Source organism: Psychrobacter sp. 1Y10, assembly GCF_052259005.1.
GTDB classification, from domain to species: Bacteria; Pseudomonadota; Gammaproteobacteria; order Pseudomonadales; family Moraxellaceae; genus Psychrobacter; species Psychrobacter saeujeotis.
Genome location: NZ_JBQQES010000005.1, coordinates 205,665 through 227,191, shown reverse-complemented (window position 1 = coordinate 227,191; position 21,527 = coordinate 205,665). Strand labels below are relative to the sequence as shown.

Here is a 21,527-nt window from a genome sequence, read left to right as displayed (position 1 = left end):
ATGAAACATTTTAGTTTATCCTAACATGGCTTTTATTTATAGCCTTTGCCGTATAAACGCTTATTCTTCTTCTCTCGAGGACACACCCATAAGATGTTGCCACTGAGCCTGTACCAGTGCGCGTGTCTCTGTCCATAGCAGCTCATCTACCAGTAGTGATTGCTCAGCCAATGCTAACTGATGAGTGGCGGCACGAATACGTAAGTAAGCATCAGTTAAATCTTGACAGACTTGCTCCTCCCAAATGCCAAGCAACGCCACTTCTTCAAAGATGCGTACGTTGTCGCTCCACTTAGTGAGGCTTGGGTACTTATGCGAATAGGCCAACACGACAAATTGTGCCAGAAACTCAATATCAATGATACCGCCAGCGTCTTGCTTGAGATGAAACTTGCCCGCTTGTTGTTGCCACTGACTGGTACCGAGATGTTTTTGCATTTTTATGCGCATGCTTGTCACCTCTGTACGCACTTCATCAAGTGTACGTGGCAGGGCCAATATCGTACGGCGAATATCGCAAAATAGCGCTGTTACGCGTTTGTCGCCGCATACTGCCCGTGCCCGAACCAGTGCCTGATGCTCCCAAGCCCACGCTTTTTCGCGCTGATAAGTCTCAAAAGCATGACAAGAAACCACCATCATACCTGCATTTCCCGATGGGCGCAGACGCATATCGATTTCATACGCTCGCCCATCACGCGTTTGCGTATTGAGATAAGTCATAAGCTTTTGAGCTAAACGAGCCGCAAACTTCATGCCACTGACTGACTTCTCACCAGTCGTCATGCCCTGCTCTTTTATTTTGTGTAAAAACACCAAATCTAAATCGGAGGAATAAGACAGCTCAAGGCCACCAAGCTTACCATAACCGATAATAGCAAAACCACAATCCGCTTCAGTCACTGGATCACCATTTTGGGCGATAGGATAGCCATAGCGCTTGACCAATTCTGCAAAAGCCCGTTCCAGTGCAGCCTCTAACACCACAGCTGCAATATAGGTCAAGGAATCTGATACCTTCATAATGGGCCGTTCAGCCAAGACGTCGCTAGCAGCAACGGCCAGTACTTGGTTCTTTTTAAACAATCGCAGCACACTCAGTAGCTCTTCTTCGTCATCAGGCTCTACACGCAATAGACGCTGACGCAAAATGTCGTGTAGCTCTAGTTTATCTGGCAGATGACGATAACGCTGCTGTAAAAAGGTATCGAGTAGCACGGGATACCGTGCCAGCTCATTGGCAATCCAAGGACTGGCAGACAACATCGGAATCAGCTCAACCGTTGCATTTGGGTTTTCTGCGATCATGACTAAGTAGATTGAGCGCCGACAAATTGCCTCAAGTAAATTGATTAGACGCGGCAATGCGCTATTGGCCAGCTGCTGCTGTTCTTGATGCGCAAGCAACGCATGCACGATTACTGGGTAAGCATCATCTAAACGGGTTCTGGCTTCCTCGCTTAAGTTGGCGACCATTTTTGATTGCCAAAATGTCTGTAATTGGGCGCGGTTTTGTTCTGTTAATACGGTGTCAAGCTGCGCAATTTGCTCATCAAGGTTGGCATGGTCAAGCTCAGTATCTTCTTGATCGGGTACTTGTCGTTCAGTCACCATACGCTCAAATGGAACATTGACATTTTCGCGATGCAAATTGAGCATTGTTAGTAGCGCATCCCAAGTCTCAAAGCCTAAAGTGCGAGCCAAATTGTACTGCCAATGTTCGTCATTAGGCAACCGCTGAGTCTGCTGATCGTTAATCGCTTGGATGCCGTGCTCAAGTCGACGCAAAAACCGGTAAGCGGCTTGTAATTGCTCATAGGTTGAGTATTCAAGATATTCAAGTTCACATAAAGCCATCATTGCTTGTAGACACGACTTGACTTGTAACTGCGGATGACGGCCACCGTAGATGAGCTGAAAAGCTTGTACAATAAACTCAATATCACGAATACCGCCAGCACCTAGCTTGATATTGTCTAAGTCCTCTCGCTGTGCGACTTGATTTTGAATGAGTGACTTCATCTCACGCAATGCTGAAAAGGCACTATAATCAACGTAATACCGAAAAACGAATGGCTTAATCAGCGCTTGTAGCTCGTCATAAAATGGCGGTGTAATCTGACCGACTACGCGTGCTTTTAACCAAGCAAAACGTTCCCATGCTCGTCCATGATTGGCAAAATACTTTTGTAATGCTGACAGATGAATGGCCAAATCGCTACCATCTCCCCATGGTCGCAAGCGCATATCTACCCGAAATACAAACCCGTCCGCAGTACAATTATCCAATAATTTAATAATACCTTGACCAAGGCGCGTCATAAAACGCTTGTTATCAATGCATCGCGTGCCTTGTGCCTTATCCCCATCAGTCTCACCGCGCGCTTGATGGACAAACATCAGATCGATATCACTCGACAAATTCAGCTCATGTGCCCCAAGCTTACCCATGGCCATAATTGCCATGTCGTCAACACGCTTCACCCCTTTATCATCTATAAAAGTTGGCTTGCCATATTGAGTAACCAGTTGCCGATAAGTATAGTCTTTGGCAAAGTCTATACAGCCATCAGCAAATTCAGAGAGCTCATCTGTCAATTGTTCAAGCTCTATCATTCTTAAAGCATCTTGCCAAATCCAGCGCATCATCAATAGATTGCGCAAATTTCGCAGCCCTCTCATGACTGTCGTCTCATCGCCCAACTGGTAGTTATCATCTAACGTATAATCTTGAATAAGATCATCTATTTGCTGGCGAGTTAATGTTTGATCGAGTGGATAGCTACGCAAAAACGTCTGACAAGAAGTCGTTCGGCTCTCCCAAATCTGATATGCAAAAGCACTAGCAATACTTAAAACTTGGATCTGTTCAGCTGTGGGCTGATGGCTTTGGTTATTGATTGTAGTAGATGGCATCGCCGATGACATAATAAGTGCTCCGTACAGCATGGATTAATAAGACTACCTGAACCTAGCTGTTTTGTTCATAGTTTTTTCTAACGAGAGAGTCATATTGAATAATGTGGTCTATGTGTTACCAGTCTGCTGCTTACAATATATACAGTATTTGACCAAGTTAACTTTATGGTAGCATGGTTAGCTGAAGTATCAATAATCACAAACTTACAGCAGCTGACGATGCATACATTCTGCTGGATAATATCGTCCGTAAAGTTACAGATTATCTATCCAAATATAGTGGAGAAGCTCTATGAAGCTGACTGAGCAAAATATAGAGAGTGACAGCCCTAAGAATAAGACCGACGATGAAGGATTTTTACTTAGCAATGTTCGATTAGAAACCGGTTTTGTGCGCAATAAGTACAATGAAGTCGTTGCGACAGAGACGTCGCTTTTTGATCTTTTTATCTCCAATGGCAAAATCGAATCAATCACTAAAAAAGAACTGACAAATGAGAGTCAAACGAACCTTGATGTAAAAACAGTTGATGCTAATGAATTCTTAATGCTGCCAACTTTTCAAGACATGCATATTCATATCGATAAAACTTACTACGGTTCAGGTTGGCAAGCAGCACCTTGGACGGGCAGTATCAAAGATATGATTCGTCTGGAAGAGAAATTAATTCCAAAACTCCTTCCTGACTCTCAGCGAAAAGCGGAAGAATGCATACAGCTCATGCAAAGCTATGGCTCTACTTTTGCTCGTTGCCACTGCAATATCGATCCCATTAGTGGATTAAAAAGCTTAGAACATCTGCTGTTAGCGTTGGATAATTACCAAGACAGCTTTGATTGGGAAATAGCCGCCTTTCCTCAACACGGTATTCTTTATTCGCAGTCCGAGGGCTTGTTGAGAGAAGCGGCTCAAATGGATATTGATTTCATCGGTGGGCTTGATCCTACAGTTGTCGATGGCGATATGAAAAAATCTTTAGATATTATGTTTGATATCGCGTTAGATTATGACAAAGGTGTCGATATTCATCTTCATGAAGACCTGCCTTCTGGCAAAGCGGCGATGGATTATATGATAAAAAAGGTTAAAGAAAACAAGGTACTGCAAGGTAAAACCTTTATTACCCATGCTTACGCATTGGCTATGATGCCGCAAAAAGAGCTGGAACTTATCGCTGAGCAATTTGCAGAATATGGTATCGGCATCGTTTCCAGCGTCCCAATTGTCAGCCAAGTAATGCCTGTTCCCACCTTAAAAAAACACAACGTCAATGTCCTAACTGGTACTGACAATCTTATGGATAACTTTTCGCCATTCGGAACGGGCGATATGCTACAAAAAGCAAATTTATGCGCGCAATTGTATGACTGGACTGACGAATATCGTTTGAATCGGGCGTTAAAAATGATTACCAATCATACGTTACCTTTGGACGACCAAGGCAAGCAAGTCTGGCCGTTCATAGGCGCTGACGCTGACTTTATACTGGTCAATGCCTCTTGTTCTGCGGAGGCAGTAGCCCGCCTACCAAGACGCGAAGCGGTTTACTATAAAGGTAAGGTGATTTTTCAATAACTAGTACCTATGCCTTTATCAAACATTTAATGCACGGTTTTGTGGATATAGGTTATGACGAGCCGCTGATAATATCCATAAATGTTTTGCGTGGAAAAAACGTTCAACTCTTAGAAGATATAAAGGTATTAACTGTAAGCACATCGACAATATGCAAGCAATGATAAAAAAAGAGAAGTCCGTCGCAGTCGACGTGACCAATGAGTTTGATAATCTCAAAAAACAGATTACAGAGTGGTACAATAACGATCAAAACTAAAACCTAACTAAAATATAATACTTTGAATTCTGAACTTTTATGATGGCTTATAACTATGAACGCTACCCCGCTACTCCTGATTACGACCGACCCAAGCCAGCCGCTTGCGCATTTGGCGCTGCGTTATGCTCGTACCTTTTTAAAACAAATGAAGTTGCAACAGACGCAACTTGCTGATGAGAGGCATGAGCAAGGAATCATTGAAAACGATACGCAACCTTTAAATGTCTTTTTTTACGCTGACGCTGCGCATACAGCCAATCGCCTACGCTGGCAGTCAGCGGATCAGACTGACTTAACTCAAGAATGGCAAGCGCTTGCTAAGCAATACCAGCTCTCGCTACCTGTATGCGTCAGCACTGCGCTTAGCCGCGGTATCAGTGATAGTGATAACAGCACACGCCATCAGCTAAATGGTGAAAATATTGCCGATGGCTTTCATTTAGTTGGACTTAGTGAGCTTGCTATAATGATGCAAGGCAACTGCCGTCTGCTACAGTTTTAAGTGCCAATTAAGTACGAATATTCATCATGGATAATAAGAAATAACCTATGAAATTACTCATTCAGCTGCGCACTCCAACGGAGATGGCAAGTTATGAAGGTTGTGCCCTCGCCTTGACGCTTGCAACTTTCGGTCATGAGGTGCAGCTTTATTTAGACGCTCCTGTTTTTGGACTATTAATGCAGCCGAAGTCGCGTTTGCACGGTATGATTCAATCTCTTGAACTATATGATATGCCGCCCGCTTGGCTACCTGAGGATGTATTTAGCGGATGGCTTACAGGCATGGTACCAAGCGATTTAGCCGCGCAGCTTACGCTAATACCAGAAGTCGTTAACTCACAAGATTTTGAGCAGATCTTAGCTTTTTGATGGTATATATTTTTAGATATTACCTTGCTATTTGTAAACATTCGGAAACTTAATATGGCAACTTTATATCAATTACACAGTACAGTGGATAAGCTCAGACGAAGCACAGAAGAGATGGCGCTAACGTGGCGGGCTGGTGACAGTATTATTTTGTTAGGCGCAACTGTCGCTTTTGTTGAATGGCTAAATGCTTATTTGAGTGATAGTGATATAGAAGGTATCACAGCAATCTATGCTCTAGCGGATGATGTCGCAAATCTCAGTAATAATACGACTGCCAAATTAAACCTAAACGCCAAGCTGGCTGGTGTTTTAACTGATGATGAATGGGTTACTATGACCCAAGACCCACAGTTTGACAAAGTAGTGACCATATCCTTATGACTGTATCTAATATCACTATGTCTAACATTGCTTTAGACCAAGACGGTCATCTTTGTGACCATAATATATGGACACCTGCTATCGCCCAACAACTGGCAGATACATTAGATGTCAAGCTAAATGACGAGCACCTAGCCATCCTGCATCAAGTCCGGGCTTTTTTTGCTAGGTTTAATCACGCGCCAGCTACTCGCCCATTGATTAAATGGCTACAGCAGACTTTGCCTGAATACGATATCAGCAACCAAAAGTTGCAGCAACTGTTTAATACTGGCTTAGTTGCCCGTCATGTCAATCGTTTGTCAGGCCTCCCAAAGCCGCCTAACTGCTTATAAAAACCGCTTTTTTATAGGCTGCTATTTTGGGTCATAAACAGTGAGAGTCTCATAACCGGTGCTGCGACCTGTATCACCGTAAAATCCCTGCTGGCGCCATACTTCATAGAGACATATTGCCACGCTATTAGATAAGTTAAGACTGCGAGAATCAGGTAACATTGGCAGTCTTAACCAATTATTAGCGCCAATATCTTCACGTATATCATCCGCTAGACCTGCGGTTTCAGAACCAAAAACCAGTGCTACGCTAGGCGCTACCGCTGGTATGTTGTCGGTACTAGTATCTAATTGCACCATAAAATCATAATCATAAAACGGTTTACTAAGCTTGGTCGTCAGCGCTGTGATTGTCTGGCAATCTGCCTCAAATAATGCTTTCTTCGCTGCTGACCAGTCAGCATGCACTTGCAAGTGTGCGTATTCATGATAATCCAATCCAGCACGGCGTAACTTTTTATCATCCAGCTCAAAGCCTAGTGGCTGCACCAAATGTAGCTGCGCGCCACTATTGGCACATAAACGAATAATATTGCCAGTATTGCTAGGCATTTTGGGTGCCACTAGCACGATATGAATGGTCATAAAATTTCCATAATAGGATTAAAAAGATTGATGTTATTTGCGACATACTGGTCCAATGTTGTTCTTATGCACTATCGTCAACTGACAGCTATGTAAACCAGCTAACTACTAACCGTAATTAAAAGTTACAGTTTATTGTCAATAATTACATTTTGATACTGGGCACAGATTTTAACTTTGATTATCATGGCTTCAATGGATATCAAGACAGTTTGATGATATCAGAACAGCCTATTTATTTATGCCTAACTGATATCATGATATTGCCATTTATCCTGCACATCGTTGGTAATACCTAAGCAACATGCTTATTATTACTCGAATAAACCTATCCATTTTGGGAACATTATTATGAAAAAAGTAATTATCGCATCTTTGACTGCTATGTTTGTATTGACTGGTTGCAACACTTTTAAAGGCCTAGGCCAAGACGTATCAAGTGCTGGCGAAGCAGTAAGTGGTGGTGCACAAGACGTACAAAACAAAATCTAATTGCTAAATTTTTAGATTCTGTATTTAAAGGGCTTACCTTTTGGTAAGTCCTTTTTTTGGTTTTTAAAAGTGGTAATTTATAGATAATGGTCATCTATGCAAATGCATAACAGCTTGAGCCTACAAACATCATAAAAAAGCACGCAATATCTGGTTTAAATACCGATGACCTAATAAAGTTGGTCGCAACAGATTAGGATCATCTATCAAGAGACCTTGCTCAACTAGCTCATTCACTTGTGGCGCTACACGCTCATATTTTAACCCTGTTCGCGACTCAAACAATGTCCATGCTACCCCTTCGTGCAAACGCAGCGCATTGAGCATAAATTCACTGACCAACTCATCATCAGCGATTGGCTGCCAATTGACCATTTTTGGTGCATCTTGATAAGTCATATAGTCTTTTGGAGAGCGTGACTTACTAAAACGGTAGATACCTGTCTTTGATAGTAGTTCATCGTTTTGCAAATCTTTACTTATTAAGTCATTACTGTTCAAGGTCACTTTACCGTGCGCGCCAGCCCCAATGGCCAAATAATCGCCAAACTGCCAGTAATTGACATTATGTCGACACGGTTTATCTGACGCGCCTGCCCATGCCGATACTTCATAATTATCATAGCCTAGACGCTGTAGCAGAGCCTGCCCTGCTTCCTCAATATCAGCCAAGCTGTCCTCATCAGGTAAGATAGGCTGACTGCGATAGAATACGGTGTTGGGCTCAATCGTCAGCTGATACCAAGAGATGTGCGTTGCGCCAGCGTCATGTGCCGTTTGAATATCGTATAACGCTTCGCTAAGCGACTGCTGCGGTAACCCATGCATTAAGTCTACATTGACCCGCTCAAAGCCAGCAGCGCGAGCCGCCTGAATGGCGGCTGTTGCCTGATCAGGATTATGAATACGCCCAAGTGTTTGCAACTTATCAGCAGCGAAGCTCTGCACCCCGATAGATAAGCGATTAATACCCACTTTTAAATACTCAGCAAATGGTGCATGTTCTAACGTTCCAGGATTTGCTTCCATGGTAATTTCAATATCATTGGCAAATTCAAAGCAGTCTTGTAAACCTTTAAATAAACGCTGGTATTGAATAATCGGTAATAATGACGGCGTACCACCGCCTATAAATATTGAGCCAATCTGGCGTCCTTGAGTCAGATGCTCTTGCATCTGCGCATCTAGCAAGAGTGCATCTACGTACTCATCATACATTGATAGCTGCACATCAGCGCCTAGCTCGTGCGAGTTAAAATCGCAATAAGGGCATTTTTTTACGCACCATGGAACATGAATATACAGCGCCAACGGTATAATGGTCGCGTCTATACAAGAAGCACCGTTAATATCAGCTCGCATGGTAATATTCTCACTTTTAGATATCGACATAACATAAACTTATTCAATAAAAAGCGGCGACAAACCGCAAAAAATACGGCTAGGATAACGGCTACGTCACTGAAAGAAAAGCATTGTATTCATCAATTGCATTTATTAAAGAGACGTTTAACGAACAGCTGTAAAACCATACTTAAACAAACACGACTATCATCAATGCCATCTAACAGGCAAGCTAGATAAAACGTATATCAAATATCATACGACAAATATGAGGATAACAGTTATGGCATATTGGCTAATGAAATCTAATCCAAAATTTTTTGGTATTGAAGACCTACAACGGTTGGGTACAGAATGTTGGGACGGCGTACGTAACTACCGTGCGCGTAACTTTATGCGCGATGATATGCAAGTAGATGACAAAGTGTTTTTTTATCATTCGAGTGCAAAACCCTCTGGCGTCGCTGGCATTATGACAATAAGCCAAGCCGGTTACCCTGATCCAACCCAGTTTCATCCTGAACATCGGCATTACGACCCCATTGCAACTATTGAGACTCCGCGCTGGTATATGGTCGATGTAACATTTGAGCGAGCTTTTAAAGAAACCCTACCCCTATCTGAGCTAAAATTTATCCCTGCACTTGAGGATTCATTACTACTTAGAAAGGGCTGCCAGCAACTGACCGTAATACCACTTGAGCCTAAGCATTGGCAGGCTATCATGGATATGGCAGAGATGCTGGAGCTAGTATGAGCTCATAAGTAATGGGTCAAAGGTTTTTGTAGCACTACCTTACCAAAGTTTGCTATATTGACGCCTTGATTTTTATCTACACTATTACACTATTTCCATATTCTAGGACTCATTTATGAGCGCACCCAAAATCGTACTATCTGTATTAACAGTCAGTGTATTAGGACTGACACTAAGCGCTTGCGGCAGCGATGGTGATAAAGTTAAAAAAGAATACGATCGCATCGAAGACCAAGTGAAAGACGAGTATGATCGTGTAGAAGATAAAGTCAAAGATAAGTATAAAGAAGTCGAAGATAAGCTGACTGATAACGAAAAAAGCATGGCTGAGATTTTGGAGTCTGTATTTTTACCAGAAGAGTCATTAGATAATTTCTTAGACAAATTGACGCCGGAGGGTGGACGCGGTGGTCTCTATGTCGGTCACTTCACCGAGCTTGATGATGGTGATAATAGCGACATTGATATCGGAGCGATATATTTTGATATAAGTAATGACGGCGCTGGTAGTGTTGATGGGCGTATCAGTTACCAACAGCAGATTTGTCAAGAAAACCGCACACTCGATGTCAATACGGGCTTTAAAGTAAATAATTATATTACAGGCAAGGTAACAGGTAGCCTTGATACAGCAGAATTTTTAGACATCAAATATATCAATGATCTAGATCTTGAAACGCCAAACTTGATGACCACCTTTGCAGGTAGCTTTGAGGAAAACCAAGTAGGCTTACCATGGAGAGGCAGTTTTGAATATCAAGACAGTCTAGGTGGCACCACCCTTTCAGCTGCCAAAGACAATTGTAAGGTTACCTATACTCTGAGTGATCGTTCTAACTTTACCACTTATGCACTCGATTATACACTAGGTGCCATGATGCTCGACATCACTGGTAATGGTAACCAAAAAACCGTCACTTGGAAGAATCCAATTAACACAAAACAAGTATTAGTCAGCCAAATCGATGTCAATAAAGCTGAGTCTGGCGCCAACGGTTATGTACAGAATGCTGTATTGGCTAATAGCGAAACACAATTCACGCCTGTTATTCCAAATGTCTCGACGAACTACGCTATTGTCGTGCAGGCATTTGATGCGAATAATAAACTGATTGGCTATCAAGCAATCGTACAAGATTTGCCTGAATCATTATGATCTTTGAATATATGAGCTTTTATAAGTATACATATGACGATTAACTCCAGACGACTCTGAAAAAGTTTTAAACGTTTTTTAAGCATTAAAATTACAGTCTGGCTTCTTAGCCATTTAATACAAGGATACCTGTCAGTTCATCATTTGAATTGGCGGGTTGCTTTTGTTTTATTGACGTCATTTTTATTTTCAAACTTTGGCTATATGGACTTGCTCATATTATTTATCGGAGTATTATCGTCAGCACAGATTCTATGTTACTGCCTTACCAACGATTTGCTGATGGCAGTGTTTAAACATCAATAACCAACGTGAATAATGAAAAGTTGCTAACTATGGTTTTGCCATTATCCTTTACAGACTTTAAAAGCTACAGCTTACGTTTAGGCGTGCTTGCGCTACCTATTTTAATTACCCAATTTTGCCAAGCAGCGTTAGGAGTTGTTGACTCCATTATGGCGGGACGTGTCTCAGCACTTGACTTGGCTGCCGTGGCTGTTGGCTCTGGTATTTGGCTACCGCTGTTTTTATTGGCAACAGGTATTTTAATCGCTACCACGCCCCTAATTGGGGAAGCAATAGGGCAAAACAAACACAGCCAAGTTCCACACATCACTCAGCAGTCTATATGGACCGCCAGCGTGATAGGTATTTGCGGTTTTATTATTGTCAATTTGATGCCAAATGTGCTTGGCTTAATGGGTGTGCCAGAGAACATTCAGCCTATCGCTGCACAGTACCTACATGGTGTTTCTTTTGGTTTCCCTGCACTCGCCATTTACGCGGTATTACGTAGTTATTGTGAAGCACTGAGTCGACCTGAGCCAGTCACAGTCGTTAGTATTATTGGTCTATTAGCAGATATACCGCTCAACTATATTTTTATCCACGGATTATTTGGCATGCCCGAGATGGGCGGTGCTGGTTGCGGTGTGGCAACAGCACTAGTGCTATGGATTAACGTATTGATTTTGGGCGCTTATACCACCCTCTCTAAGCGTCAACAATTTGCCAGTACTCGTTTTTTCTACAGCTTTACTGCTCCTAACCGAGAGCAAATAACCAAGCTCCTTCAACTTGGCATTCCCATTGGTTTGTCTATTTTTTTTGAAGCCAGCTTATTTAGCTTAGGCGCATTGGTCATTAGCCCATTAGGTGAGATCGCAACGGCGTCACATCAAGTCGCCCTAGCAGTTACTTCTCAGTTGTTTATGATTCCGATATCAGTCGCGATGGCGCTGACTATCATGGTATCTAATCGTTTTGGCGAAAAGAATCTGCTCGCCTTACGACACGTACAAGCAACTGGGCTTATTTGGACAGTGCTCATTGCCCTTGTCTGCATGCTGGGTATTTGGATATTTAGACCACAGCTTGCCGCAGCATTTACCGACAATCCTGAGTTACGAGCACAGGCTATGCATCTGTTAATCTTCGCGCTGGCTTATCAGCTCTTTGATGGCTGGCAGGTCAATGTTGCTGGGATATTACGCGGGATGCAGGATACCACCATACCGATGTGGGTGACGCTTTTTTGTTATTGGATGGTCGCCTTGCCGCTTGGTGTCTATCTAGTACGTTTTACAGGCATTGGTGCACAGGGGTTTTGGATGGCGCTCATTACTGGTTTGTTTTTATCCTCAATCCTTTTGACTTTACGATTACGTTACCAACAAAGGCGCCTGACGGCCATATGGACTTAATCAATGTTAAGAAAAACTCAACAAATATGGGACGCATGTTACTATTATTCGCCTTAGCGTCAAAAATATGTAAAAAATTCCAGTTAACAACTGTACATTGATTGCTCATTGCGTTGAATATAGGTATCATTAGCAGTCAATCAAACAATATTTTGTTACACTATTTCTTTCTTCAATTTAAAAAAAAGGCGTCATTAAAACTATGGATATTGAAAAAATACGCACACTAATCGCTCTCATGGAAGAAAATGAACTGGTCAATTTAGAAGTGAGTTCAGATGATGAGCATATCAGTTTAACTCGTCACTATGATGCACCAGCTCCAACCATGATGGCAGCGCCTGCTATGGGTGCAGCACCTATAGCTGCTACTGAAGCCAAAGCATCTGTCAAAGCTGGAAGCGTTGAAACCTCACCGATGGTTGGTGTGTTCTATGCTGCTCCTAGTCCTAATGACCCACCGTTTGTAAAAGTTGGTCAAACCGTACAGGCTGGCGACACACTTGGTATTATTGAAGCGATGAAAATCATGAATCCACTTGAAGCAACTCAAAGTGGTGTCATTGACGAAATCTTAGTGGACAACTCTGAGGTTGTACAGTTTGGCCAGCCTGTTATACGTTATAAAGCCTAATTGTACTCGCTACACCTTACTTTGTTACGTTCAATACCTCGTTCATACTCATATTATATGAGTGATGTGTAACGATTGGATTGATCAACGCCGCTTTGACGAGGATGACCCTATGATAAAAAAACTGCTCATCGCCAACCGAGGTGAGATTGCTCTACGTATCGTACGTGCGTGTAAAGCACTTGGTATAGAGACTGTCGGTATTTACTCCACTGCTGATGAAAACCTCATGCATCTACGCTTCGTTGATGAAGCTATCTGTATCGGTAAACCAAATGCCAGTGAAAGTTATTTGAATATCAGTACTATTTTAACAGCTGCTGAGATCTCTGGTGCTGATGCCATTCATCCTGGTTATGGTTTTTTGGCCGAAAACGCTGAATTCGCTGAACGTATCGAAGAAGCTGGTTTAACTTTTGTAGGCCCCAATGCTGATCATATTCGACTTATGGGTAATAAGGTATCTGCCATTAATGCCATGAAAAAAGCTGGCGTACCAACTGTTCCTGGCTCAGTCGGCGCTGTAACGATGCACAATGCGGAAGAACAAGCTCGTAATATTGGCTTCCCGTTGATCATTAAAGCCGCTTCTGGTGGTGGTGGTCGTGGTATGCGTGTCGTTGAACGCTTTGATGAGCTGGTTGGTCAAGTACAAGCGGCGAGACAAGAAGCTGAGCTGTGGTTTGGCGATGATACTGTCTATATGGAGCGTTACTTACAAAACCCGCGCCACGTTGAGATCCAAGTACTGGGCGATGGTAATGGTAATGCCATTCATCTTTATGATCGTGACTGCTCACTACAACGTCGTCACCAAAAGGTGTTAGAAGAAGCACCTGCTCCTGATATTCCGGATGATGTCCGTGAACCAATACTACAAGCTTGTGTTAAAGCATGTGAGCTGGTTGAATATCGCGGCGCTGGTACGTTTGAGTTTTTGTTTGAAAATAACGAATTTTTCTTTATTGAGATGAATACGCGGGTACAGGTTGAGCACCCTGTGACTGAAATGATCACTGGTATCGACGTGGTGGTTGAACAACTCAAAATCGCTGCAGGTTACGGCTTATCTTATCGTCAAGATGAGATTGAAATTCAAGGTCATGCAATTGAATGTCGTATTAATGCTGAAGACCCAGTAACTTTTATGCCCTCGCCTGGCAAAATTACACAGCTATACGCACCTAGTGGAGCTGGCGTACGTTTTGATTCGCATTTATATCCCGGCTATGAGATCCCTAGCTATTATGACTCATTGATTGGTAAGCTCATTTGTCATGGCCAGACTCGCCAGCAAGCTATTGCAAAAACAGTACATGCGCTTGATGAGCTTATTATCGAAGGTATAAAAACCAACATTCCTATGCATCGTGATGTCATTTTGGCAGATGAAAACTTCGTTAATGAAGCTCAGAATATCCATTATCTTGAAGAAGAAATGCTTAAATCACAAAAGACTAAAACTGCAAAATAATGAGAATATTGATGCTTTAAATAAAAACCGCTCTCTTATAAAGGAGCGGTTTTTTGATTGTTATGATTAAGACACTAAAGCCTATTGCTTATGGTAGGACTCTATGAAAATTCATAAAGCACTGTTTGCCTTCAGGATCAGCACACCACTGCATCTCATTGCCATCATGATTTAAATAAGCAATCAGCGCCTCGTCAGTCTGGTCAATCTGATTGCCTGAACAGTCTACTTCATTGTTATCATAAATAGTTTTGATGGCGATAATAGGCAAACCTTCTTCACGGTGCGTGACCAAATAACGTCCATAAGTCCATTCTTTGCCGCTTACTGCCCACATCTCGTTATCTGCACCAAAATTGTATAACTCTCGGCACTGCGTAGCACTTTTCGTCTTTATATTATCATCAGTTATTGTACTAGGCGCTATATTGGGTATGACTTTAAAAACACGGCGTTCGCTTTGATTCAACACACCATCTGCTTTAACAGTTATCTCAGGTTCATTGGTCTCTATATCATGAGCACTACCTGTTACCATTTGCTTCGCTATAGCCTCTTTGGTCATAGTGATGCCACTATCCAAATCTATTTCCCATTGCCCAGCAATAGCAGGACTAATATGCGTTGTAATCACTGACTGACTAACAGGTTCGCTATTACCAGGTAGTGAAGCTAGAACAGCAGCTAACGTAAATGACGCAAACGAGATTGGTTCCATAATTAACCTTATACTTATAATATAGATTGTCTGTCTTAGTGTAAGTCCTCGCTGTCGAACACACAAGTAACTTTATGCTATAGATGAACAGATGTGCATTTAGCAGAGCTTATATTCTATAAAAAAAACCGCCATACTCTATAAAAGATATGGCGGTTTTTAGTTTTATGCTGCTTAACTGTGACTAAAACTAAGCGGCTACCGTACTTGGCGCTTGAGCAAATGCAGAGAGTGCCCCTTTTAGCATCGCCGATACCGTACTGCTACAAGTACCAATACCAGAATAAACCTCGCCATCGACGTTAAGCTGAATATAAGCGGCCGCATTGGCATTGGTCTTATTATCGCTGTTGTTGCCGTCGTCGATACCATCACCACTATTGTGCTGCGGATTGATAGCATGCTCAGCGTAATTAATAACATGGATGGATTTACCAGTGTGCTGTGCAAGTCCATCAATAAATGATGATAATGGGCCATTACCCGTACCGTCAATCGTAATAGTATCGTCATTCATTTGTACTTGACCATTAAAATAAACGGCTCCGCCCTTATTATTAACACTATAATCTAATAGCTCTAAATTGCCTTTTTGCAAATATGTGTCTTCAAAGGTCTGTAATATCTCATCATTTTGTAGCTCGCGTGCCGCTGTCTCAGCCTGCTTTTGCACCACACCGCTAAAGTCAATTTGCATCCAGCGTGGCAAATTAAACCCATAGTTGCGCTGCAAGATGTAAGCAACGCCGCCTTTTCCAGATTGACTATTGATACGAACCACGTCTTGGTAGCTACGACCGATATGCGCCGGATCGATCGGCAAATAAGCCACGTCCCACACAGTGTCAGTCTCATCCTGATGCTTTTCATTATAATCAAGAGACTTTTTGATGGCGTCTTGGTGTGAGCCGCTAAAGGCAGTAAAGACGAGCTCGCCCACATATGGATGACGTGGATGCAGCGGTAGATTGTTACACTCGCTCACCACTTGCACGATTTCACTCATATTACTAAAATCAAGCTCAGGATCGATACCTTGGCTGAATAAGTTCATCGCCATCACCATGATATCCATATTACCAGTACGCTCTCCGTTCCCAAGCAACGTACCCTCGATACGATCGGCACCAGCAAGCACACCAAGCTCAGCCGCGGCAACTGCACAACCTCTATCATTATGAGTATGAAGACTAATAATCACATGCTCACGCTGGGCAAGATTGCGGCAGAAATATTCAACCTGATCGGCAAAAATATTAGGCATTGAGGCTTCAACGGTTGCTGGTAAGTTAAGAATAACCTCTTGTCCTTGTTGCGGTTGCCATACGTCGCAGACGGCGTTGCAGACTTCCACAGCGTATTCAGTTTCAGTTTGGCTAAAGCTCTCAGGTGAGTACTGGAATACCCATTCTGTCTCTGGATATTTGGCAGCATACTGCTGCAATAGCTTGGCACCAGTGATTGCAATTTCTTTAATTTCAGACTTATCTTTGCCATAAACCTTTTCACGCTGTACGCGGCAAGTTGAGTTGTAAACATGAACAATGGCTCGTTTGGCCCCCTTTAAAGATTCAAAGGTTCGAGCAATCAGATGCTCACGTGCTTGCACCAATACTTGCAAGGTCACATCATCTGGTACATGGTTTTCTTCGATAAGTTTGCGAGCAAAATCAAACTCAACTTGCGCCGCCGATGGAAACCCAATCTCAATGTCTTTAAAACCCACATCCACCAAAGTTTTAAAAAAGCGCATTTTTTGTTCGATAGTCATTGGATCAATGAGAGCTTGATTACCGTCACGTAGATCGACACTCGCCCATATTGGCGATGCCTCAATAGTTTTACTTGGCCATGTGCGATCCGGTAGTGAAGGTGCAAACGCAAATGGACGATATTTACGAAAATCAAAAGCGGCATTTTTAGGGGTAATCTTTGCCGTATGTGTGGTCGCATTGCGTGGGTCTTGGTTAGACATAATGAATCCTTTTAGACGATATAATGAGCTAAATACGTATCTAACTAAATCGCTTTATCACAAGAGATGGTGGTTACAACATTATAATAGCAAAGTTTTTAAAGTGAAAAACAGCTTTATTAAATAAATTGTCACATGTAAGTAGTGTTTATCACTAATATCATATATATTATCGGCACAAATCACTAACGATGAACAAAAGATATGACTGATAGCCAACCAGCCTCTCAAACCACACACTCTCTTGATGATACTGATAAGCGTATTTTACGTCTATTACAGACAGATGCCCGTATGAGTATTACCGAGTTGGCTGAAAACGTCAATTTGTCAGCGACTCCTTGCGCACGCCGGGTTAAGCGCCTAGAAGATACAGGTATTATCACAGGTTATCATACTCAAACAGATGCAGAAAAGCTTGGCTACCCACTTGCTATATTTATCGCCATTAGTATGGATCGCCACACAGCTGAGCGTTTTGAGCAGTTTGAAAAAAAGGTGCAAAGCTTCGACGAAGTGATCAGTTGTAGCATCGTGACAGGCCGCTCTGAGGACTACTTGATCAAAGTACGGGTACGCGATATGGCACATTATGAAGAGTTTTTATTACATCGGCTAAATCGTATCGAGGGCGTTGCACAAGTCCATACTAGCTTTGAGTTACGAGAGGTCTTTAGCCGCAGCATCGTTTAAGGCATTATGGCATCTTTACAATACTCGCTTGAGTGGGTTGTTATGCAGCCGATAAAATAGCACTATTAAAGCCAGTCCAACGAGTAAACCGATAGCTGCAACCAATAGACCTGCATTAAAATTATCGCTTTGTCCAGCCAAAGCAACCGTTACCAATGGTCCGATAAACTGCCCAAGCGCATAGGCTAAAGTTGCCAATCCTATAAGCAAATTAGAGTAAGCGGGATTGATATTTTTGATGATATTTAAGGTCATTGACACCATACCGACAAAGGTTAGTCCTAAAATAACGGCATTCGCATATAAGCCAAACGCTCCTTTAAACCACAAAGGTAAAAGCATCCCTAGCGCTTGTAATAGAGTTAAACCCATTAAGGTTTTGGTCTCACCAATACGCTTCGCAAGCGCACCCCACAGAGGATTCGACAGCATCGCAAAAATACCAACCAGCAACCAGATAAGTAGCCCAGCATAGCTCTGGATAGTAAGCCGCTGTGCTGCCATAACTGGTAAAAAAGTCGCTGAAGTAATATAACCAAATCCTGCTAATACATAGCTTGCTGATAACAACACTATGGCTTTGGTATGACCGATAACAGCGTTATATAATGAGCGTTTAAAATTAATATAGGTTTGGCGTATAGATCGATGAGTAAGACTGGTCGGCGCATCTGCTATCGTTGACTCGCTAGATACGGCAGCATCGCTATTTGTCGGACGTAGACCGTAAAGTAGCCAGAGTAACGGCAAACTACTCACGCCCGCTACCAGCCAAATAATATCAAAATGATAGCCGAGCAATAACAACCACCAAGTCAATACGGCTGACAGGCTAATACCCACTCCTATCCCAGCATAGTGCAGCGTAGAAAGTATAGAGCGACGCTCATCGCTGAAGCTTTGAATCACTAATGACGAGCTTAAAATCATCGCCACTCCGCTTGCGACACCTGCTAGTAAACGGATAAAGTACCATAGACTTAATGACATTTTTGGTACGACAAGCATCATCGTCGTAATAACACTAACCATCGTCCATAGCATCAGCATTTGCCACGTGTGTCGCTGTGTCACAAATATGGCAATGAGCGCGCCAATAAAATAGCCAATATAGTTAATTGAGGCGAGCCATCCAGCAGTAGCGGTCGACAGCGACATTTGAACCATAATATCAGGTAAGGTCGCTGTAAATAAAAAGCGCCCATAACCCATCACTACCGCCAGACAGTAAAGTCCAATCCAAGCGATAGTGGTTTCATGAGTAATAATAGGGACAATACGGCTTTTGGAGGTAGTCATCATGACGCAGCCAATTTGTGGTTATCAGCACACAATCCTTTGTGTTAAAAACCTATAGATAGCGCTTAAAAGCAGCGATGAAGCTTAAAACTATGACATATTAAGTGCAGGCGCTGAATGCTGGCTAGTATCAGTCTGCCCCAGTATCTGTACTCGTTGGTCGCTAAACATATCCATATCAGGGGCAAGCGTACGCATGAACCGATCAAAATACAACAACTGCTTAGTCAATAAAGCAAAATCACGGGGGAAATGAATACCATGACGTTTGCCGACTTCGACAATTTCGAGCATCATCTGGTTAAGCTCATCGGCCTGCTCTTTACTATTAAAAGGCACCCCACTTGTAAACGTAATGTCTTCTGCCATGATGGTTTTCATCATGCGCTCTAGATCATTTGCTAAGCTCTGGGCATCGACATTACTGCGGCCATGGGTCATCTCCATATCGATCATATGCTGCGCCATCGCTTGATAGTTATTATCTTGCAATGCCTGCATCATCCCCATACAAGCACGCCAGCTTTCAGCCTTTAACTTACCCACAATGCCAAAATCCAAAAACCCAATTCGACCATCGGTTAACAGCATCAAGTTGCCAGCATGCAAGTCAGCGTGGAAACTATTACAAAACATAAGGCTTGCAAACCACGTATTTAACGTATCTGCCATCACTTGCGCTGGATCGTCACAATACTGACGCATAGCCGTCTCATCAATCATAGAAACGCCGTGTAATTGGCTCATAGTCAGGACGCGTTTGGTCGTCAAATCATCATAGACCTCTGGCGCTACTACTTTTGTGTTCCCCGATACGCTCAAAAACTGCTGAAAATCGCGAATATTTTGTGCCTCGCTAATAAAGTCAGTTTCAGCCAACATGCGCAGACGAATCTCATCGATAATCGGTGCAATACTGGCAAACCTCATTGATGGCATAAGCAGCTCAACAATTTTAGTCACGCCGTGCAACACGCCCAAATCCGTTTGCATAATGGTTTCGACTTCAGGCTTTTGTACCTTTAATACCACTTCGTCGCCATTATGCAAACGCGCGGCATGTACTTGAGCGATAGAGGCGGATGCTAATGGTTTTTCGTTAATGAACGCAAACTTATCCGCCAGTGTTTGCCCATCGACTGCCAGCTCAGCTGTCAGTACCTGCTCGATGTAGGTATAAGATAATGGCGTTGTTTGATCCAAACAGTCTTGAAAGGCTTCTACATATTCACGCGGAAACAACGAAGGTGTACTGGCTATAAACTGACCAATTTTGATATAAGTCGTGCCAAGCTGCTCAAAAGTATCTTTTAATAGTCTTGCATCAGGCTTCTCGCCTTTTGCAACTCTAAAGGCAGATAAGCCCGCGACACTGACCGTCTGACGCATACGATTGACCACATTGAACGAATGCTTGAGTAAATGAGGACGATGAATTTTCATAGAAGACAACTATAATTAAGAAACAAAATTGGATAATAAAATATATTGTGTCATTTAATATGTGACACTAAATAAATAGTAAAATAACTAAGCAGCGCACACAGGACAATGTTTGTCTTGCCGATAGCCCATCAGTCGCTGCTGCATCCGGCTACCATCCCACAAAAGCAGCTTATTAATCAGTGGATTTTTGGTTAATCCTAGATACTGTAAAGCAGCATTGGCTTGCAGGTTACCCATAATAGCCGTGGTACTGGCAAGCACTCCAGAATTGGCACAGGTACGTTCATCAATTTCTGCATTATGCGTGACTGAGCCAAAGACGCAGTAGTAACAACCAGTATTTAACTGCGGCTCAAACAATGCCAATTGACCTTGCATGCCAATTGCTGATGCAGTCAATAATGGTATCTGAAAGCGCACACTAATGCGATTAATGATGTCACGTGTGGCAAAGTTGTCGGTACAATCTAGTAAAAGACTGGGCTTACCTGCTGTCATATCAAGCAAATCATAAGCATTGTCTTCATTCAAGCGTGCAACCGTACCGCGAGCAGATATCAAGGGATTAATCTTTTCAAGCATTTCGGCAGCGGTCAACGCTTTAGGCCGACCGATATCTTCAGGTAAAAATAGCGTTTGCCGCTGTAAGTTACTTGCCTCAATCTCATCATCATCAATCAGATGAATTTGCCCAAGTCCTGCACGTACCAAAGTCTCAGAAGCTGGACAACCTAAACCGCCCGCGCCTATCATTACCACACGAGACGATTTCAAGCGTAGCTGCGCATCGACATCCCAACCGTCAAGCAACACCTGCCGTGCATAACGCATCAGCTCATCATCTGATAACTGTTTTGATTCTAACGACTGCACCATATTTGTCACCAACAAATTATTACTAT

The 21,527-nt window shown here is 42.7% G+C and carries 20 protein-coding genes; 12 read left to right on the top strand and 8 right to left on the bottom strand.

Features of this window, described 5'->3' with window-relative positions; translation table 11 throughout:
* Window positions 1–60: 60 nt before the first annotated feature.
* Window positions 61–2,928: a bifunctional [glutamate--ammonia ligase]-adenylyl-L-tyrosine phosphorylase/[glutamate--ammonia-ligase] adenylyltransferase gene (glnE, locus tag ACTXGH_RS08805; RefSeq protein WP_439296225.1), complete on the bottom strand. Its 2,868-nt coding sequence runs from the start codon at window positions 2,926–2,928 to the stop codon at window positions 61–63.
* Between the two features lie 283 nt (window positions 2,929–3,211).
* Here glnE and ACTXGH_RS08800 point away from each other — a divergent pair, with 283 nt between their 5' ends.
* The 5 genes from ACTXGH_RS08800 (at window position 3,212) to ACTXGH_RS08780 (ending at window position 6,349) form a co-directional block, all read left to right on the top strand.
* On the top strand, window positions 3,212–4,495 hold the full coding sequence (locus tag ACTXGH_RS08800) for an amidohydrolase (RefSeq protein ID WP_439296226.1): 1,284 nt from the start codon (window positions 3,212–3,214) through the stop codon (window positions 4,493–4,495).
* A gap of 314 nt (window positions 4,496–4,809) precedes the next feature.
* Window positions 4,810–5,259, top strand: coding sequence for a sulfurtransferase complex subunit TusD (gene tusD / locus ACTXGH_RS08795; protein WP_439296227.1), 450 nt, complete (start codon window positions 4,810–4,812; stop codon window positions 5,257–5,259).
* Window positions 5,260–5,306: 47 nt separating this feature from the next.
* Window positions 5,307–5,630, top strand: a complete 324-nt coding sequence (locus ACTXGH_RS08790) for a hypothetical protein (RefSeq protein ID WP_299220417.1) — start codon at window positions 5,307–5,309, stop codon at window positions 5,628–5,630.
* A gap of 54 nt (window positions 5,631–5,684) precedes the next feature.
* Entirely contained in the window at window positions 5,685–6,014 is a 330-nt protein-coding gene (locus ACTXGH_RS08785; protein ID WP_439261463.1) for a hypothetical protein, read from the top strand.
* Window positions 6,011–6,349, top strand: a complete 339-nt coding sequence (locus tag ACTXGH_RS08780; RefSeq protein ID WP_439261464.1) for a TusE/DsrC/DsvC family sulfur relay protein — start codon at window positions 6,011–6,013, stop codon at window positions 6,347–6,349. Before ACTXGH_RS08785 ends, ACTXGH_RS08780 begins: the two co-directional genes overlap by 4 nt.
* A 21-nt stretch (window positions 6,350–6,370) precedes the next feature.
* Here the strand turns inward: ACTXGH_RS08780 and ACTXGH_RS08775 are convergent, their stop codons facing one another.
* Window positions 6,371–6,934 (bottom strand): tRNA (cytidine(34)-2'-O)-methyltransferase, encoded by a 564-nt coding sequence (locus tag ACTXGH_RS08775; protein WP_439261465.1) that lies wholly within the window; start codon window positions 6,932–6,934, stop codon window positions 6,371–6,373.
* Window positions 6,935–7,285: 351 nt separating this feature from the next.
* Here ACTXGH_RS08775 and ACTXGH_RS08770 point away from each other — a divergent pair, with 351 nt between their 5' ends.
* Window positions 7,286–7,426, top strand: coding sequence for an entericidin A/B family lipoprotein (locus tag ACTXGH_RS08770; RefSeq protein ID WP_290162464.1), 141 nt, complete (start codon window positions 7,286–7,288; stop codon window positions 7,424–7,426).
* A 129-nt stretch (window positions 7,427–7,555) separates the two neighbouring features.
* Here the strand turns inward: ACTXGH_RS08770 and hemW are convergent, their stop codons facing one another.
* Window positions 7,556–8,788, bottom strand: a complete 1,233-nt coding sequence (gene hemW / locus ACTXGH_RS08765; RefSeq protein ID WP_439296333.1) for a radical SAM family heme chaperone HemW — start codon at window positions 8,786–8,788, stop codon at window positions 7,556–7,558.
* Between the two features lie 265 nt (window positions 8,789–9,053).
* Here hemW and ACTXGH_RS08760 point away from each other — a divergent pair, with 265 nt between their 5' ends.
* The 5 genes from ACTXGH_RS08760 to accC all read left to right on the top strand — a co-directional run bounded on the left by ACTXGH_RS08760 (window position 9,054) and on the right by accC (window position 14,494).
* Window positions 9,054–9,527, top strand: coding sequence for an EVE domain-containing protein (locus ACTXGH_RS08760; protein ID WP_439296228.1), 474 nt, complete (start codon window positions 9,054–9,056; stop codon window positions 9,525–9,527).
* A 115-nt stretch (window positions 9,528–9,642) separates the two neighbouring features.
* A complete protein-coding gene (locus tag ACTXGH_RS08755) occupies window positions 9,643–10,683 on the top strand; it encodes a hypothetical protein (RefSeq protein ID WP_439296229.1) in 1,041 nt (346 codons plus the stop codon).
* 335 nt (window positions 10,684–11,018) lie between these two features.
* Window positions 11,019–12,386 (top strand): MATE family efflux transporter, encoded by a 1,368-nt coding sequence (locus tag ACTXGH_RS08750; protein WP_439296230.1) that lies wholly within the window; start codon window positions 11,019–11,021, stop codon window positions 12,384–12,386.
* Window positions 12,387–12,588: 202 nt separating this feature from the next.
* Window positions 12,589–13,020, top strand: a complete 432-nt coding sequence (gene accB, locus ACTXGH_RS08745; RefSeq protein WP_299220400.1) for an acetyl-CoA carboxylase biotin carboxyl carrier protein — start codon at window positions 12,589–12,591, stop codon at window positions 13,018–13,020.
* A 112-nt stretch (window positions 13,021–13,132) separates the two neighbouring features.
* Complete coding sequence (gene accC / locus ACTXGH_RS08740; RefSeq protein ID WP_299220398.1) at window positions 13,133–14,494, top strand: acetyl-CoA carboxylase biotin carboxylase subunit; 1,362 nt, start codon at window positions 13,133–13,135, stop codon at window positions 14,492–14,494.
* An 88-nt stretch (window positions 14,495–14,582) separates the two neighbouring features.
* On the opposite strand, the gene ACTXGH_RS08735 is transcribed toward accC, so the two are convergent.
* A complete protein-coding gene (locus ACTXGH_RS08735) occupies window positions 14,583–15,212 on the bottom strand; it encodes a hypothetical protein (protein ID WP_439261469.1) in 630 nt (209 codons plus the stop codon).
* Between the two features lie 190 nt (window positions 15,213–15,402).
* Window positions 15,403–17,187, bottom strand: a complete 1,785-nt coding sequence (gene leuA / locus ACTXGH_RS08730; protein ID WP_439261470.1) for a 2-isopropylmalate synthase — start codon at window positions 17,185–17,187, stop codon at window positions 15,403–15,405.
* Between the two features lie 204 nt (window positions 17,188–17,391).
* Here leuA and ACTXGH_RS08725 point away from each other — a divergent pair, with 204 nt between their 5' ends.
* Entirely contained in the window at window positions 17,392–17,880 is a 489-nt protein-coding gene (locus tag ACTXGH_RS08725; protein ID WP_439261471.1) for an Lrp/AsnC family transcriptional regulator, read from the top strand.
* A gap of 15 nt (window positions 17,881–17,895) precedes the next feature.
* Here ACTXGH_RS08725 and ACTXGH_RS08720 read toward each other — a convergent pair whose 3' ends face one another.
* The 3 genes from ACTXGH_RS08720 to ACTXGH_RS08710 form a co-directional block, all read right to left on the bottom strand.
* Complete coding sequence (locus tag ACTXGH_RS08720; protein ID WP_439296231.1) at window positions 17,896–19,182, bottom strand: YbfB/YjiJ family MFS transporter; 1,287 nt, start codon at window positions 19,180–19,182, stop codon at window positions 17,896–17,898.
* Between the two features lie 87 nt (window positions 19,183–19,269).
* Complete coding sequence (locus ACTXGH_RS08715) at window positions 19,270–20,622, bottom strand: ABC1 kinase family protein (RefSeq protein WP_439261473.1); 1,353 nt, start codon at window positions 20,620–20,622, stop codon at window positions 19,270–19,272.
* Between the two features lie 87 nt (window positions 20,623–20,709).
* A complete protein-coding gene (locus ACTXGH_RS08710) occupies window positions 20,710–21,501 on the bottom strand; it encodes a HesA/MoeB/ThiF family protein (protein ID WP_439296232.1) in 792 nt (263 codons plus the stop codon).
* Window positions 21,502–21,527: the final 26 nt, after the last annotated feature.

What these genes read in the sequence shown, in the direction of transcription:
- ACTXGH_RS08735 (WP_439261469.1), bottom strand. Translation starts at nt 15,212, where the DNA reads ATGGAACCAATCTCGTTTGCGTCATTTACGTTAGCTGCTGTTCTAGCT.
- ACTXGH_RS08800 (WP_439296226.1), top strand. Translation starts at nt 3,212, where the DNA reads ATGAAGCTGACTGAGCAAAATATAGAGAGTGACAGCCCTAAGAATAAG.
- ACTXGH_RS08720 (WP_439296231.1), bottom strand. Translation starts at nt 19,182, where the DNA reads ATGATGACTACCTCCAAAAGCCGTATTGTCCCTATTATTACTCATGAA.
- ACTXGH_RS08725 (WP_439261471.1), top strand. Translation starts at nt 17,392, where the DNA reads ATGACTGATAGCCAACCAGCCTCTCAAACCACACACTCTCTTGATGAT.
- ACTXGH_RS08760 (WP_439296228.1), top strand. Translation starts at nt 9,054, where the DNA reads ATGGCATATTGGCTAATGAAATCTAATCCAAAATTTTTTGGTATTGAA.
- ACTXGH_RS08780 (WP_439261464.1), top strand. Translation starts at nt 6,011, where the DNA reads ATGACTGTATCTAATATCACTATGTCTAACATTGCTTTAGACCAAGAC.
- ACTXGH_RS08770 (WP_290162464.1), top strand. Translation starts at nt 7,286, where the DNA reads ATGAAAAAAGTAATTATCGCATCTTTGACTGCTATGTTTGTATTGACT.
- tusD (WP_439296227.1), top strand. Translation starts at nt 4,810, where the DNA reads ATGAACGCTACCCCGCTACTCCTGATTACGACCGACCCAAGCCAGCCG.
- ACTXGH_RS08710 (WP_439296232.1), bottom strand. Translation starts at nt 21,501, where the DNA reads ATGGTGCAGTCGTTAGAATCAAAACAGTTATCAGATGATGAGCTGATG.
- ACTXGH_RS08790 (WP_299220417.1), top strand. Translation starts at nt 5,307, where the DNA reads ATGAAATTACTCATTCAGCTGCGCACTCCAACGGAGATGGCAAGTTAT.
- ACTXGH_RS08750 (WP_439296230.1), top strand. Translation starts at nt 11,019, where the DNA reads ATGGTTTTGCCATTATCCTTTACAGACTTTAAAAGCTACAGCTTACGT.
- ACTXGH_RS08785 (WP_439261463.1), top strand. Translation starts at nt 5,685, where the DNA reads ATGGCAACTTTATATCAATTACACAGTACAGTGGATAAGCTCAGACGA.
- hemW (WP_439296333.1), bottom strand. Translation starts at nt 8,788, where the DNA reads ATGCGAGCTGATATTAACGGTGCTTCTTGTATAGACGCGACCATTATA.
- ACTXGH_RS08755 (WP_439296229.1), top strand. Translation starts at nt 9,643, where the DNA reads ATGAGCGCACCCAAAATCGTACTATCTGTATTAACAGTCAGTGTATTA.
- ACTXGH_RS08775 (WP_439261465.1), bottom strand. Translation starts at nt 6,934, where the DNA reads ATGACCATTCATATCGTGCTAGTGGCACCCAAAATGCCTAGCAATACT.
- accB (WP_299220400.1), top strand. Translation starts at nt 12,589, where the DNA reads ATGGATATTGAAAAAATACGCACACTAATCGCTCTCATGGAAGAAAAT.
- leuA (WP_439261470.1), bottom strand. Translation starts at nt 17,187, where the DNA reads ATGTCTAACCAAGACCCACGCAATGCGACCACACATACGGCAAAGATT.
- accC (WP_299220398.1), top strand. Translation starts at nt 13,133, where the DNA reads ATGATAAAAAAACTGCTCATCGCCAACCGAGGTGAGATTGCTCTACGT.
- ACTXGH_RS08715 (WP_439261473.1), bottom strand. Translation starts at nt 20,622, where the DNA reads ATGAAAATTCATCGTCCTCATTTACTCAAGCATTCGTTCAATGTGGTC.
- glnE (WP_439296225.1), bottom strand. Translation starts at nt 2,928, where the DNA reads ATGTCATCGGCGATGCCATCTACTACAATCAATAACCAAAGCCATCAG.